The 14506-nt window shown below is 68.2% G+C and carries 14 protein-coding genes and 1 pseudogene; 8 read left to right on the forward strand and 7 right to left on the reverse strand.

From position 1 onward, the window contains the following. Window positions 1-74: 74 nt before the first annotated feature. Both SSPS47_RS33430 and SSPS47_RS33435 read left to right on the forward strand, forming a co-directional pair. Window positions 75-809, forward strand: coding sequence for a dienelactone hydrolase family protein (locus SSPS47_RS33430; RefSeq protein WP_164254157.1), 735 nt, complete (start codon window positions 75-77; stop codon window positions 807-809). A gap of 154 nt (window positions 810-963) precedes the next feature. Continuing rightward, window positions 964-1590, forward strand: a complete 627-nt coding sequence (locus SSPS47_RS33435; RefSeq protein ID WP_164254158.1) for a nucleotidyltransferase family protein — start codon at window positions 964-966, stop codon at window positions 1588-1590. On the opposite strand, the gene SSPS47_RS33440 is transcribed toward SSPS47_RS33435, so the two are convergent. The 6 genes and pseudogenes from SSPS47_RS33440 to SSPS47_RS33465 all read right to left on the reverse strand — a co-directional run. Then, on the reverse strand, window positions 1565-3976 hold the full coding sequence (locus tag SSPS47_RS33440; RefSeq protein ID WP_164254159.1) for a phage integrase family protein: 2412 nt from the start codon (window positions 3974-3976) through the stop codon (window positions 1565-1567). The two genes, SSPS47_RS33435 and SSPS47_RS33440, sit on opposite strands and share 26 nt — an antisense overlap. Beyond that, window positions 3973-4317, reverse strand: a complete 345-nt coding sequence (locus SSPS47_RS33445) for a helix-turn-helix transcriptional regulator (protein ID WP_203557993.1) — start codon at window positions 4315-4317, stop codon at window positions 3973-3975. The genes SSPS47_RS33440 and SSPS47_RS33445 overlap by 4 nt, the downstream gene beginning before the upstream one ends. Window positions 4318-4334: 17 nt before the next feature. After that, complete coding sequence (locus tag SSPS47_RS33450; RefSeq protein WP_164254160.1) at window positions 4335-5438, reverse strand: tyrosine-type recombinase/integrase; 1104 nt, start codon at window positions 5436-5438, stop codon at window positions 4335-4337. 65 nt (window positions 5439-5503) lie between these two features. Then, complete coding sequence (locus SSPS47_RS33455) at window positions 5504-6637, reverse strand: site-specific integrase (RefSeq protein ID WP_164254161.1); 1134 nt, start codon at window positions 6635-6637, stop codon at window positions 5504-5506. Window positions 6638-6706: 69 nt separating this feature from the next. After that, window positions 6707-6937: a hypothetical protein gene (locus SSPS47_RS33460; protein WP_164254162.1), complete on the reverse strand. Its 231-nt coding sequence runs from the start codon at window positions 6935-6937 to the stop codon at window positions 6707-6709. A gap of 99 nt (window positions 6938-7036) precedes the next feature. Then, window positions 7037-7675: pseudogene (locus SSPS47_RS33465) on the reverse strand (ABC transporter ATP-binding protein); the annotation flags it as partial. 586 nt (window positions 7676-8261) lie between these two features. On the opposite strand from SSPS47_RS33465, the gene SSPS47_RS33470 reads away from it, so the two are divergent. Together SSPS47_RS33470 and SSPS47_RS33475 are read left to right on the forward strand one after the other, a co-directional pair. Next, on the forward strand, window positions 8262-8675 hold the full coding sequence (locus tag SSPS47_RS33470) for a roadblock/LC7 domain-containing protein (protein WP_147877941.1): 414 nt from the start codon (window positions 8262-8264) through the stop codon (window positions 8673-8675). Between the two features lie 96 nt (window positions 8676-8771). Continuing rightward, the gene (locus SSPS47_RS33475; RefSeq protein WP_164254163.1) at window positions 8772-9839 is read left to right on the forward strand and encodes a DUF6397 family protein; all 1068 of its coding nucleotides are present in this window, start codon (window positions 8772-8774) and stop codon (window positions 9837-9839) included. A 30-nt stretch (window positions 9840-9869) separates the two neighbouring features. On the opposite strand, the gene SSPS47_RS33480 is transcribed toward SSPS47_RS33475, so the two are convergent. Beyond that, window positions 9870-10856, reverse strand: a complete 987-nt coding sequence (locus SSPS47_RS33480) for a fibronectin type III domain-containing protein (RefSeq protein ID WP_164254164.1) — start codon at window positions 10854-10856, stop codon at window positions 9870-9872. Between the two features lie 197 nt (window positions 10857-11053). Between SSPS47_RS33480 and SSPS47_RS33485 the strand changes: the two genes are divergently transcribed. The 4 genes from SSPS47_RS33485 (at window position 11054) to SSPS47_RS33500 (ending at window position 14499) form a co-directional block, all read left to right on the forward strand. Beyond that, complete coding sequence (locus SSPS47_RS33485; protein WP_164254165.1) at window positions 11054-11848, forward strand: SDR family oxidoreductase; 795 nt, start codon at window positions 11054-11056, stop codon at window positions 11846-11848. A gap of 28 nt (window positions 11849-11876) precedes the next feature. Then, window positions 11877-12389 (forward strand): GNAT family N-acetyltransferase, encoded by a 513-nt coding sequence (locus SSPS47_RS33490; protein ID WP_239065172.1) that lies wholly within the window; start codon window positions 11877-11879, stop codon window positions 12387-12389. Between the two features lie 529 nt (window positions 12390-12918). Beyond that, complete coding sequence (locus SSPS47_RS33495; RefSeq protein ID WP_164254167.1) at window positions 12919-13815, forward strand: glycoside hydrolase family 19 protein; 897 nt, start codon at window positions 12919-12921, stop codon at window positions 13813-13815. A 162-nt stretch (window positions 13816-13977) separates the two neighbouring features. Next, the gene (locus tag SSPS47_RS33500) at window positions 13978-14499 is read left to right on the forward strand and encodes a tyrosinase cofactor (RefSeq protein ID WP_239065173.1); all 522 of its coding nucleotides are present in this window, start codon (window positions 13978-13980) and stop codon (window positions 14497-14499) included. Window positions 14500-14506: the final 7 nt, after the last annotated feature.

Genomic DNA, 14506 nt, shown 5'->3' on the forward strand with positions numbered 1-14506 from the left:
CGGCGCTGCTGCGCGGGCTCCGCCTCCTGTCGTGTTGATCTCAGCTCGACACGTCAACCACGACAGGAGAACTCATGCCCACCAAGATGCTGCAGATTTCCACCGCGGACGGCCAGGCCGACGCGTTCGCCGCCTTCCCTGACGGTGGCGGACGGCACCCGGGGGTGCTGATGTACGCGGACGGCTTCGGCATCCGGCCCGTGCTGCGGGAGATGGCTCACGAACTGGCCGGGCACGGGTTCTACGTGCTCGCCCCCAACCTCTTTTACAGGCACGGCCCGGCACCGGTGATCGAGCTTCCCGAGCACATCGGAGAAGAGGCCCGGCCCGCGGTCTTCACCCAGCTGATGCCCATGATCGAGGCGCACACCACAGAACGTGTTCTGAGCGACGCTGACGCCTATCTCAAGTTCCTCACCGCTCAGCCCGAGGTCAGTGCCGGACCGGTCGCCGTGACCGGCTACTGCATCGGCGGCCTCCTGGCAACGCGCACCGCCGCGGCCCACCCCGGCCAGGTAGCCGCCCTGGCCGCATTCCACGGCCCGGTGGGAGCCGACGGCCCCGACAGCCTCTCCAAGCTCACCGCTGAGGTCCACTTCGGCCACGCCGAGAGCGACTTGACGCCCGAGATCCTCGGCGAGCTCAACCAGGCCCTGGACGCGGCGGGTGTCGGTTACACCTCCGAGATCTACCCCGACACCGTCCACGGCTTCACCATGTCCGACACCGATGCCTTCAACCCCGCTGCACTGCAGCTTCATTGGGATCGCCTGCTGCACCTTCTCAGCCGCACCCTGACCAAGAGCTGAGGCTCCGGCCCGGAAATCAAGCCCGAAGTACACGTCTCCGGAGTTCTGGCGGTGTTTCGGAGTCGGTGGAGGGCGGGCGACGCCCGCCCTCCACCGAGGGGTCCTTGAGGCAGAGCCGGCCCGTCCGGCGGGCAAGCTGTGGTAGGCAGGGCTGATGATCAGCCGACTCCCTCTCGACCAGCAACTTGAGTCCCTTCGCGTGGTGCTGTCCCGTAACGACATGTTGACGGAGGTCTTGTCGCGGGCGGCGACGCTGGAGCTGCCTGGGTGGTATGTGACGGCCGGCTGCCTGTTCCAGACCGTGTGGAACGTCGTCACGGGCAAGCCGCCGACGAACGGCATCAAGGACTACGACCTCTTCTACTTCGACAGCGGCGACTTGTCCTGGGAGGCCGAAGACACGGTGATCAAGACCGGACGCAACGTCTTCGCCGGCCTGCCCGCCGAGGTAGAGATCCGCAACGAAGCGCGAGTTCACCTCTGGTATCAGGACAAGTTCGGTGTCCCGTGTCCGCCGTATGACTCCACTGAGGCGGCGATCGACAGTTTCGCCGCGACGACCTGCTGCCTCGGAGTACGAGTGGAGGCGAACGGCCAGTGGCGCGTGTATGCGCCGCACGGCCTGTCGGACGTGTTCAACCTCGTCGTCCGGCCGAACCCGGTGCTCGCTCCACGGACGGTCTATGAGACCAAGGCAGCGCGGTGGCGAGAGCAATGGCCCGAGCTGACTGTTCTGGAATGGCCCTCCACGAGTGTCATGTCGACCTCGTCCGTCGACTGACGTCGGCAGCGTAGGCGGCCCAGTCCCCCGCGGATGCCTGCTGCCACTGGACGGCGACCTTGATGTGGACATCGAGCATCCGGGCGAGGATCGCGGCGGGGAGCTCGGTCGCGAGAGTGAACAGTGCGGTGGAGCGATCCTGTTTCGGTCGGATCCCGATCTTATGGAGACGGATGCCGATCTGGCTGTCGGTGAGGGGGCGCCCTGGATGCCCTCCCGGAAATAGCCAGGGAACGTCCTCCGGAGTGCCGATCTTGGCCTTGCCACGGCGGGTTGCGACGAGCTCGCGGACCAGGCTGGCCAACGGCGCGGGCAGGACGACCGGCGAGGTGCCGAACGTGATGGAGACGGTCTCGCCGTCGAAGTGGACGTCATCGACGGTGAGTTGGCTGATGGTCGCGATCTTCTGTGCGTAGAGGATCAGTAGCAGTCCCGCGACGCGGTCCGGGGTCGGCAGCGTGTCGTCGTTGAGGAGGCGGCGGGCATCGGCCCAGCGTTTCTCGCTGTCGATGGTGCCGAGCGGGCCGGTCCAGCGGATGGTGCCGTAGGTCAGGCCGTGGGCATGTCGGTGCTGTACCGACCAGCGGACGAAGTGGCCGGTCTCGTCGCGGTAGCTGACCGTGGAGTCGGCCATCCAGCGTTCCAGGTCCGTCTGGGTGCAGATCCCCAGCGTGAGCCCTTCACCGGTGAGCCGGTCGAGGAAGTTGTGCGCCGCGGTGACGTGGCAGCGCACGTTCAGGTCTTGGAGCCGGGTGGTGTGCTCTTCGCCGAGGCGGCGCCGGAATCGGCGCAGGTGGTGCCAGACCGCGTAGCCGTGCAGGATCCGGCGCTCGGCGAGGTCGCTGCGGGCCTGGACCGTCGCAGTGATCCATTTCTCCAGGGCGATGAGGCGCTCGTCGCGGGGCGGTAGGGCTCCAGTCGCGACCAGGACACTGCGCAGGTGGGCCAGCACCTTGCCCGGGGGCAGTTCGTCGAGGACCTCGTGGGTGACGGGCCGCTCGTCGCGTCCTATGTGTTCAAGGAGGTCACGGGCCTGGGAGCGGGAGACCCAGGCGAAGGCGACGTCCGGGCGCTCGGAGCTCGTCAACGCCTCTTGGAACGGGGTGAGTTCGGGCCGGATGGCTCCGGTGGCGTCGCTGAGGAGGTCGCGTACTCGCTGATCGAGGACGCATCGCTGGCAGGGACGGGTGCTGAGCTGCCAGGTGACGGTGCAGACCGGGCAGCGGCCCCAGAAGTCCGGGTCGGGGTTAGTGCACTTCGCGCACAACGGCGCCTCCCAGGTGCCGCTGCGGGCCTGGGCGACGGTGCCGCAGCCGCTGCAGGCCACCCATCGCTGCTGGCAGCGGTCGCACCAGGGCTGGCCAGTGGCCCGGGACATGTCGCAGAGCGCCGTCCGCCCGCAGATGCCGCACTCCGCGGTGATCCTCGGTCGGCAGTTCTGGCAGCGTGGGCCATCAGGTAGCCGGTTCGCGACGGGCTTGCGGCGGCCGCAGCCGACGCACTCCTCCAAGTTCGCGGGCTGCCTGATCATGCAGTTCGGACACAGCGGTCGGCCCTCGGCGTCGCGTGTGGCGGCTTCGCGCACGGCGCCGCAGCCGAAGCAGGGGACGGCCGCGTGGCGGGCGAAGCAGGCCCGGCAGATCCTCTTGCCGTCCAGCAGCTTGGACAGCGCCTTCACTCCGTGGCAGCGCGGGCAGGCCGGTCGGACGACCTTGGTCGCCCCGGCCTTGACGAGTTCGTCGACGAACCGCAGGGCGGCCGGGGTGGGGGCTTCGTAACCGACGCCGGTCAGCAGCTCGGGGCGGGCGACGACGGCCCAGGCAAGGCGGCGCTGGCCGGCGGGCCGGACGGTTGCTCGCCCGAGCGCGGCCAGGACCACGTCGTCGTTGAGGGCGGGATCGAGGCTCGTGACGAGTTCGGTGAGTTCCTGGAGCGGATCGCCGTCGGTGTCCGGACAGTTCGCGCAGCGGGGCTCACCGTGACGGTCCCGGCTGACGACGCGTCGCTCTCCATGGCATCCCGCGCAGATGGCGGGCTTGTCGAAGCAGCGCGAACAGCCCCAGTGCCCGCCTTTGCTGCTGCCGACGTAGCCGCATGCGCGGCCGTATTCCCCGCAGCTGGGCAGTGCGACGTTCTGGGCGCCGGCCTCGTTCAGGGCCATCAGCAGTTTCGCGACGCAGTAGGGCGCCGGCGGCTGTCCGGTCTGCAACAGTGACGGGTCGTCGTGCAGGGCCTGGGCGAGGCTGCGGCGGCCGGCTCGTGCGCGTACGACCGTGAGGACGATGTCGCGGACGCGCTCGGCGGGCAGGTGCTTTTCGACGTTCCCGACCAGCCGCACGACCAGGTCGACCGGATCCGCGATGACCTCCTCGGCGAGACCTGTCACCGGTCAACTCCGCTGATGCGAGCCCGCCGGGGCCGCAGGTCGCCGACACCTTCGGAGACCGAAGTCCCGCCTGCGGCGGCCTTCTTCGGCTTCGTCGCGGAACCGGCCACGGCGATGGGCTCGATGAGGTGGTCCATGGTGCAGTCGAGGATGTCGAGCAGGGCCATGAGGATCTTCAGGCTGAGGCGTTCGGGCCGCTCGACGACGAGCCGGTAGACCTGGCTCGACGACAGGCTGATGCCGCGTTCCTTCAGCGGCGGGATGAGGTCGGTGGTGGAGAACATCCCGCGGTCCGCCATGACCTTGCGCAGGTGCCAGTGGTAGTCGAGCTTGGCGGCCATAATCGGGTCCTTCCTCGTCAGACGCTGGCGAACGCCGGGGCCAGGGCCTTGCTCAAGGCAGTGTTCATGAAGTCGTCGCTGACGTGCGTGTAGATGGCCGTGGAGCTGTCGCACTCGTGACCGACTTGCTGCTGAATAAATCGCCTATCTACTCCGTCTTCGGTCAAATGCGTGATGTATGAATGGCGGATTGAGTGCGGAACTAGATCTTTTGGGAGTTTTAGGGCGTCGCGGTATGCCTCGAACCGGTCGTTGATGGAGCCGGGCTGGAGGCGTCCGCCGCGTTCGGTGATCCAGAGAGCCGGGTGGTCGGGGAACCCGAAGCGCGGCCGGACGTTCTCGACGTAGTCCGCGACCGCCTCGACGGCCCAGTCCATCACCGACAGCACGTTCCGGCGCCGTGGCGGCTGGCCCTTCTTCGCCTTGCTGTAACGGACGTTGAGTGTGCCGTACCGGCCGAACTGGCGAGCCTTCGGGTTCCGCCCGAAGTCGACCACGTCCAGCTTGGACGTCTCGGTCCGGCGAAGTCCCCAGCCGTAGATGACCTTGAAGAGGGTCGCGTCACGGTAGGCGGCGAGGGCTCCCTTGCGTTTGGACTTCACGGCGCGTGCGACCTGGTCGTCGGCGTAGTCGAGGAACCGCTGCAGTTCTTCGCGGGTGAACGGCCTCGCTTCCGGATCTCCCTCGTAATCCTGGAGGTGAGGGAGGGTGTTCCACTCGTGAGCGATGGCCACCGGATAAGCGCCGAAGGCTTCTTCGCATACCGGGCCCCAGCCATAGCGGGCGTCGATGAGGAGCTCGGTGAACAGTCGAACCGTGCCCTGGTAGCTGCGGATCGTGGAGGGCGCCAGGTGCTTCTCGCTCGTCAGCGAGGCCGACCACTCGTCCATGTGGGCCGGCGTCCACTGCCACGGGTACTCGTTCGCGAAATCGAGGAACCGGCGGATCAGTCGTTCCCTCGGGTCGATCGTTTCGTCCTTCAGTCCCCGTGACTTCTGCTGAGCTCGCCAACCTCGCAGCATCGCGTCGAACATCGCGTCCTCCGGACGCAGTTGGACCACCCCGGAGACAAGCTCCATGCGAGCCGACCCAGCGAGGGCCACCTTCTGCTGATGCGCCACTCCAGACCATCCCTTCTGGAGGGCAGATCATGCATTAGACGGGACAGTGTTGGCAACATGCCTGGTCAGGGCGTCAGATCGTAGTAGTGTCGGAGTCCGTCAGGCTCTCTCCGTGAGCAGGCGACCTGCGACTTCTCGCCCGTCTGATGCAATTCCCGAGGGTTGATGTAAAGCTCTGTGGACAGGACGCTCTGGTGGCCGAGCAAGTCCCGCAGGATCAGCATCGGATCGTTCCGGGTCAGATAGAGAGCCATCGCGGCGTCGTCTCCGGTGTCCGCCGCGAGGGCAGCCGCCCGCTGGTAGTAGCCCGTGACCAGCCACTCCAGGGTCGCCATCGCCATCGAGTGACGCAGCCGGTGCGGGGCCACCGTCGGAAACCGCGGCTCGAACCGCTCGCGGATACGGGCCGAGGTCCGACGGAAGACCGTGGCCCAGTCCACGAAGGGCTGCCCCGAGGACTGCAAACCCAGCAGCGGCGAACTGCCATCCGGAGCGACCAGGCGCAGCCTCTCGGACGGACGTAACTTCCGCCACGACCGCCGCTCCCCGTTGAAGAACGCGCCATCCCAGTCGGGCTCCTCCACTACCAGCGGCTCACCCAGCTTCGACGGCGGCCGCCACGTGAAGCCCTCGGCCGACGCCGCCCGGTCCAACTCGATGTACTGGTGCACCTCGGTTAGCGCCTCATAGCTAATCCACGATGTACGAGCCTTCTGCCCCTTGGTGATCGCATGGCTCAGCGGAAACAGCACGGGCAGCGTTCGCGGGCGGGACGGAAGAGGCGGTACCTCGTAGACCGTCAGGTGCGTGAACTCCTGCCGCCGCAGACCACTGGAGAGCACCAGGCCGGCCATCGCCGCGTTGCGAGCCCCTTCCCGACCCCGGTAGCGCGGGTCCGGCTCACCATCCGGGCCGAGCCCTGCCAGGCCCCGCACGAACAGCTCCGCGAAGTCCCGTTCCAGGTACTTGATCGTCGTGTGCGGCCTCGGAGTGCGCAGCTTCGCGAGGTTCCGCTCCACCTCGACCAGCACCCCCTCTGCCATGCGCCGGCCCGTCCGGTAGCTGAACGGCACGGCGGAGGCGATGCCTTCTTCACGGGCCCATGAGTAAAAGCCCGACAGGATGCCCATGTTCAGGTTCCACGCGCTGGGGTCCCAGCGGTCCTTCAGCTCGCCGGCCAGCCGGTACTCGGCGTACATTCCCAGGGCGGCGCGCAGGTCCTGACCGTCACCCAGGGGGCTGACACCCCGGACGTGGAGGAACGTCAGTCAGTCGCGGAGGCAGCTGGCGCTGTTCTGCCAAGTGCGCGTGGCCGGGGCGCCGTTCAGCGGAAGCTCACGCAGCCAGCGATTGACGAACACCGTCGGTCGGGGCGCTCCTGGAGCGTCCTCGAATCTCAGGTCGTCGTCGATGAGTACAGGCATCCGGTTCCGGATGAGCGGCTGTCGAGCCACATCCCAGGACTCCCAGCCGGTCGCGGAGAAGCCGATCAGTTGCATGGCGCGGAGCCTAGATATTCGACACGACCTCAGTGCAACAGACTTGGAGAAATCACTCCAAGGTGTACCGAGAGGAAAGCGACACGATGATTAAGCAGCGACTTGCGGGTGCAGCACGGTCAGTACTCCGCCGACGGCGAGCAGCGACACGACCCCGTTCATGGTGGCGACGCTGGCGCCGATCATGTTGCGTGCCGACGGTGGACCGTACTGGGCGGTGTCGATCAGGCGACGGAACTCGCCGTCCTCGATCGCCTCCAGTTCCACCCGGACCGCGGCGCGCAGGTACTCCTCGTTCGCGGCCCGTTCGACCTTCGGCTCCAGGCGCCCGGCCGCGGACGTGGACCACGAAGCCAGGAGCGCGCCCACGACCGCGACGACCGCGCCCACCACGAGGGCGGGCAGCGCGTCGGAGACCCGGTCGGCAGCGCTCCCGCCACTGAGGAGCGAGCCGAGCACCGAGTTGACCACCAGCAGGCTCAGCGCGGCCGTCAGCCCCTGACCGGCCTCGGCGACACCGACGGTCACCAACGCCGGCCGGTCCGTCCGCCAGGCGAGCCGCAGGGTGCCCGCGACCATTCTCGGCATCGCGCGCACCGAGGACAGCAGACCGAGTTCGAGCGGTGCCCACTCGTGGTCGGACCAGCCCGTGTCATAGCGCAGCGGTCCGCCGAACAGCTCGCGCTCGCTGTCCGACACCACGTTCTCGGCGGGCCCGGGACGCTTCAGTAACCTCATGCGGCGCCACCCCCGGCGTCAACCTGACGCATCGGGGGGCCGATCGGTGAGCTGTCGGCGAACAGCGGTCTCTCGAACGCGCGGTGAACGTCCAGGGGCGGGGCGATGGGTTTCATGGTTCCTCCTGGGAGCGGCGTCGATGTGCACGGTCACTGATGAACGCCGCTGATCAAGTGGCCGTAACGGGGAGCGTCCCGCGAATTCTTGACGGAAAGTTCCAGTTGACGGCAGACATGGGCAGACGTCCGGAAAGTGACCGTAATCCTGTGTTCGTTTCACTCCGCCGTGACAGGTGACACGATCGAGGGATTGCATTGCGGTGGTGAATTGACAGAAGTGGCGGCTCGGCGCCGGAGGCTGCGCAAGGGGAGTGGTCTGTCACCGACGGGGACGCGAGACGTTGCGAAGGCATACAGCCAGGCCCGATATTGATCGTTTCAGTGATGGGAACGGCCGGTTCCATGCGACCTTCCCGGGTCGCCGGATCGCTTGCCCGTGAGCAGGTCGGTGCGCGAGGCTTGCGAATGACGGGGGAGATACGGGGCACAGGGCGCGGTACCTGTCTGAACGGGGAGAGTGGTCACCAATGGCGCTGGAACACGGACTTGACTGGCTTCTGGAGGATCTGACCGGTCGGGTCGAGCCCATACGGCACGCGCTCGTGCTGTCCAACGACGGGCTGGTGACCGGTACGAGTTCGGGTCTGGCGCGCGAGGACGCCGAGCATCTGGCGGCGGTCTCCTCGGGTCTGCACAGTCTCGCCCGGGGATCCGGTCGGCACTTCAACGCGGGCAAGGCGCGTCAGACCATGATCGAGTTCGATGACGCGCTGCTGTTCGTGACCGCGGCGGGGGACGGCAGTTGTCTGTGCGTGCTGAGCGAGGCGGAGGCCGATGTGGGTCAGATCGCCTACGAGATGACGCTGATGGTCAACCGGGTCGGTGAGCATCTCGGCATCGCGGTGCGGCAGTCGGGCCATACGGCGGTCACCGACGCCTGAGGGGCGCCCAGAGTTATCCACAGGGCGGGCGAGGAAACTGACGCTGGGCTACGGTCGTCACCGAGAGTAGTAATCGACTCACGGGGGAGCACGTAGATGTCTGTTGTGGAAGTGTCGGAGACACTCGCGGCCGGTCGAGCGGCCCAGGAACTGCGCCTGAAGCGGGGCGAGTTCGAGCTGGCGACGCAGATGGGGCACGTCCGTACGGTCGGTGGCGCCCTGAGCGGCCGACGCCGGGTCCCGCGCGGCGAGGTTGAGCGGCTGCGGAGGGCGGCGGGTTTCCCCGGCGCGCTGCGCGAGCGGGTGCGGACGGTGGGCACGGCCGAGGGGGCGGAGCTGATGGACATCAGCCCCGGCCGCTTCACCCGGCTGGCGCGTGCGGGGTATCTGGTGCCGGTGCGTTTCTATCTCAATCGCTATCGAGCGGTCGTGTGGCTCTATCTCGCCGAGGAGCTACGGGCGTTCGCGAGCGGTGAGCCGGGCTTGCCGGCGGGGCGGTTGCCGCGATCCGGGACACGTGCGGGGCCACGGAAGCCGACCGGCCGTGCCCGCTGCGGCTCGGACATGGGCGTGGTGCCCGACGCCAAGGCAGGGGAAGCGGCCGGGGTGATGGTGCCGGAGGAGGACTGCCGTCCGCGCAACTGGCGAGGTCGCCGTATCGGCCTGCTGCTCCACGAGAGCGACGACCGGTGGGAGCGTGCGGCGATCGTCGGTTCGGTGCTCGATCCCGTCCAGCTGGCCGAGCTGGTTCCGGATCCGTACGAGCGCGCGTGTCTGAACCGGTTGCGGCCGGATCTCGCGCCGGGGCGTCCCGGGTCGGAGGCGGGGCGCGAGGTCATGGGGCGGCTGCTGACCGCCGACGAACCGGACGAGATCAGCTGGCACCGCTCCAGCCTGACCGCGCTGCTGGCCGACGCCCGACGGGACCGGCAGGCGCCGCGCCCGAGCGGCACGGCTCCTACTCTGACGCGCGCACAGGAAACCCCGTCCGCCGAGGATTCGGCGCGGACCACTGATTCGGTACGGGCCACCGGTTCGGTCGGGACGTCCGAACCGGTCCCGTACGGCGGCGGACGCGGACGTCCGTTGCTGACCCGGCTGAGGGGCAGGAGAGTGCGGGGCCGAGAGGCGGCGTTGCCTCTCGGCGGCACCGCCGACCGTTGAGTTCGAGCCCTGCCCGGCCCACCGGGCCGGTCAGGACTTGGCTTCGCCGGTGACCATCGTGAGTTCGGGGGAGAAGCTGCCCCACTCCCCGTCCGGCAGCTTCGCGCGGATCTTCACCTTGTAGCTGACACCGGGCTTCTTGCCCGCGAAGACGCTCTCGGTGGTCTTGCCCACAGGAGCCTTGTTGCCCCAGACCAGCGTGGTGGTCAGCTTCCCGTTGAGATGGATCTCGTACGAGGGCACCTCGCCGTCGACCTTCGGAGGCAGCCAGGACAGATCGAGGTAGTAGGCACCGTCCTCGGCGCTCTTGTGCCGTTCGACCTTGAAGCTGAGCGGTGCCGTGTCGGGGTCGTCGCCGGGTCCCTTCGGGGTGCTGATCTCCACGGGGGCGCTGGCCGGTGAGGTGTTGTCGGCGGCGTCCCGCGCCTGGAGGGTGAACGAGTAGTCGGTGCCGGGGCGCAGCCCCGTGACCTTGGTCGAGGTCGCGTCGCCGCCCACGCTGTGGATCTTCGAGCCGCTCTGGAGGATGTCGTACGAGGTGATGCCCTGGCCCTTGCCCGGTGCGCTCCAGGTCAGTTCGGCGCCGTGCGAACCGTCGTGCTTGCCGCGCAGTTTCGTCGGCTTCGCCGGGGCTTCCTTGTCCTCGGCGACCACCGCGGGTGTGGTGACCGGCTTCTTCTCGCTGTGCGGCGAGAGGTTGCCTGCCGCGTCCTTGGCACGCACCGAGAAGGAGTAGGCGGTGGACGGCTTCAGATCGGTGACGTCGATCATCAGTTTCTCGGGGGGAACGTCCTTGACCTTCCTGTCGCCTCGGTAGACCACGTAGCCGCTGACCGCGACATTGTCCTTGGCCGCTTCCCACATGACGTGTGCGGACAGTGCGCTGCCGGCCTCAACGCTCAGGCCGGTCGGTGCGGATGGCGGCTGTGAGTCCTTGTCGTCACCGCCGCCGCCGCAGGCGACGAGGGTGAGAGCGGTAGCGGCAACGAGCGCGACCTGGGTGGGGGTCCGTCGCACGATCGTCTCCTCCGTCCAAGGCGAGGGGCAATGGTCTAGACATATATGACACAGTGTCGGGTTCACTTCAAGAGCTGGTGCCAGTTGGAATGCGAAATCGAGGGAAGCCGACACTCCGCCCGGCCAGCGGACCGGGCCGTACGCGGACCCCCACGCACAATGACCTCGATCCACCGACAATCGGGAAGGAACTGAACGTGCAGATCGATCTCGCAGGCAAGACCGCCCTGGTCACCGGCTCCACACAGGGCATCGGGGCGGCCATCGTGACCGGACTCGCCCGCGCGGGAGCCCGCGTCGCGGTCAACGGACGCTCCGAGGAGTCCGTGTCCGCCGCCCTGGACAGTCGGCGTGCCGAGTGTCCGGGCGCGGAGTTCCTGGCCGCGCCGGGTGACGTCTCCACCGAGAGCGGAGCCGCGCAGGTTCTCGAAGCGGTGCCACGGGTGGACATCCTCGTCAACAACCTGGGCATCTTCGGGCGGCGGCCCGCGCTGGAGATCAGCGACGACGAGTGGCGGCGCTACTTCGAGGTCAATGTCCTCGCCGCGGTCCGGCTCACTCGCGCTTGTCTGGGCGGGATGACCGAACGTGGCTGGGGCCGCATCCAGTACATCGCCAGTGACTCCGCGATCGTCGTCCCCGCCGAGATGATCCACTACGGAGTCTCCAAGACCGCGCTGCTGGGGGTGTCGCGCGGCTTCGCGAAAGCGGCGGCGGGCAGCGGCGTCACCGTGAACTCCGTGCTCGCGGGACCCACGCACACCGGCGGCGTCGAGGACTTCGTCTATGAGCTTGTCGACAAGTCCCTTCCCTGGGACGAGGCCCAGCGCGAGTTCATGCGTGAGCACCGGCCGCAGTCGCTCCTCCAGCGGCTCATCGAACCCGAGGAGATCGCGAACATGGTCGTCTATCTGAGCTCGCCTCTCGCGTCCGCGACCACCGGGGCCGCGGTGCGTGTCGACGGCGGATACATCGACTCGATCGTTCCGTGATTTCTCGTTGATGACAGGATGGGTCGCTGTGCAGACCAACACACTTGTCGTCCGTCGCGCGGTGCCTGCCGACGCGCCCGACATCTCCGGACTCTGGCTGAGATCGTTCGCGGCCGCCCTCCCGAGTGTCACTCGCCCCCACAGCGAACAGCGGATACACGCCTGGATCCGGGACATCGTCCTGCCCACCCAGGAGACCTGGGTGGCGACCGTCGAGGAGACGGTGATCGGCATGATGGTGATCGAGGGCGGGGACATCGACCAGCTGTACCTCGATCCGGACCATCGGGGCTGCGGTATCGGCGATCGCCTGCTCGAACTGGCGAAGCGGCGTCGGCCCGGCGGACTGTCGCTGTGGACGTTCCAGGTGAACGGGCCCGCACGGCGTTTCTACGAGCGCCACGGCTTCGTCCCGGTGGAGAAGACCGACGGCCGGGGCAACGAGGAGAACGAACCGGACGTGCACTACAGCTGGCGCCCCGAACCGGGCGGTGGCGGCATCCCCGGTCCCGCCAAGGAGCCTGATCCGGCGGCCCACTGAACAGGAACCGTGTCACGCGCGTTCGACGGGCCGGGGCGCGATCGCCGTCGTATCCGTGAACACGTCGCCGTCCGGCGCCTTCCCGGCGGCGACGAAGACCGGTGGAACAGGAGCGAACAGCACCTGCCCGGCCGCAGTGGTTGTATCGCGCGTCGCCTCGCGCCGTACCGCGGTTCCGAACCGTCGGGTGCGGCACCACCACGCAACCGTTCGGTGAACGGGACGGGCCGCCGCGGTTTCTCCGTCGGGCAGGGGCGAGATCGCGTCACATCCGCGGTGCGCCGGGGTCGACACCACCGACAACCGCAGGAAGTTGCGCGAGGTGGGACGGCTCCGCCGGGAACCGAACGGCCGACAAGTCCTGCTCATCCCCACAGCGGGAGACGCGGGGCGACGGTCCGTCCGATTGGCGACCGGCCGAAACTCGACACTTGGTCTAGACCTTGACAGGTAGTGCGAGTTCCGGTTTGGTTCCCTCACCCCCATGGCGGCCGTCGCTCAACGACGGCCGCGCGAAGGAGTGAGTCGTTTGCGACAGCGAATTCTTGCACTGTTCACCGCGCTGGTCTCGGCCATGGCCCTCGCGGTATTCCTGCCCGCCTCGACCTCGGCGGCGGCCACGTCGGCCGCCGCGTGTACCACCGGATGGAACGCGTCCACGGTCTACTGGGGTGGCGACACCGCCTCGTACGACGGCCGCAATTGGACGGCGAAGTGGTGGACCCAGAACGAGAGACCCGGCACGGTCGACGTCTGGGCCGACAACGGCGCCTGCGGTGGTGGCCCGACCGACCCGCCGCCCGCCGGTGGCTTCGTGGTCAGCGAGGCGCAGTTCAACCAGATGTTCCCGAGCCGTAATTCCTTCTACACCTACAACGGTCTCAAGGCCGCGCTGAGCGCCTACCCGGCCTTCGCGACCACCGGCAGCGACACCATCAAGCGCCAGGAGGCCGCGGCCTTCCTCGCCAACGTCAGCCACGAAACCGGCGGCCTGGTCCACATCGTGGAGCAGAACACGGCCAACTACCCGCACTACTGCGACAGTTCCCAGTGGTACGGCTGCCCGGCCGGCCAGGCCGCGTACTACGGCCGCGGACCCATCCAGCTCAGCTGGAACTTCAACTACAAGGCCGCGGGCGACGCCCTCGGCATCGACCTGCTCGGCAACCCCTGGCTCGTCCAGAACGACGCGGCCGTCGCCTGGAAGACCGGCCTCTGGTACTGGAACACCCAGAACGGTCCGGGCACCATGACCCCGCACAACGCGATGGTCAACAGCCGCGGATTCGGCGAGACCATCCGCAGCATCAACGGCAGTCTCGAATGCAACGGAGGCAACCCCGCACAGGTCCAGAGCCGGATCGCCAAGTACCAGAGCTTCGTCCAGATCCTCGGCACCACCCCCGGCGGCAACCTCGGCTGCTGAGTCCGGAGCGTCACTACGACAATCGGACGTAGTTCAGAGAACTGTTCTGCGACCTCCTCGTTGACCGGTTCGGGGCAGAGACCCGTCTGCCCCGGACCGGATCAGTGTCCGTGCCCCGCCGCCCGCGAGCGGTGGGGCACGGCGGACGAGTGGAGGTTCGCCATGCCAGGCGGTACCCAGTCGCAGTCGCGGCCCGTGCAGGCGCGCCCTGCGGAACCCGCGGCCCCCGCGCCACCATGCCCGCGCCATGACCCGCCCGTATCGCGGGCGCCCGCCCCACCGCCTCCGCCGTCGCTGCCGCCCAGCCGCTCCCGGCGTCTCTTCCTGCGCGCGGCTTTCGCCCTCGGAGTGATCGGCGGTACGGCGACGGCCCTGCTGCCCGTCCTCCGCGCGGACCCCCGTACCGCCGGTGCTCCGCCCGCCGAGGCAGCGGGCCCACCGCCGGTACCGGCGAAGGGGGCCGAGCTGTTCGACGAGATGTACGGCGGCCGGCACATCCAGGGGACGGACGCGGGCGTCCTCATCGATGGCCGGCCGCTGCACGTCATGCGGCGCGCCGACGGCAGCCATCTCAGTGTGGTCAACCACTACGAGTCGTTCCCGACCGCCCTCGCGACCGCCCGCGCGGCGGTCGACGACCTCGGCGGTGCCCAGCTCTCGCTCGCCGGACCGGCATTCCACTGACCCGCAG

Source organism: Streptomyces sp. S4.7 (assembly GCF_010384365.1).
Classification (GTDB): domain Bacteria; phylum Actinomycetota; class Actinomycetes; order Streptomycetales; family Streptomycetaceae; genus Streptomyces.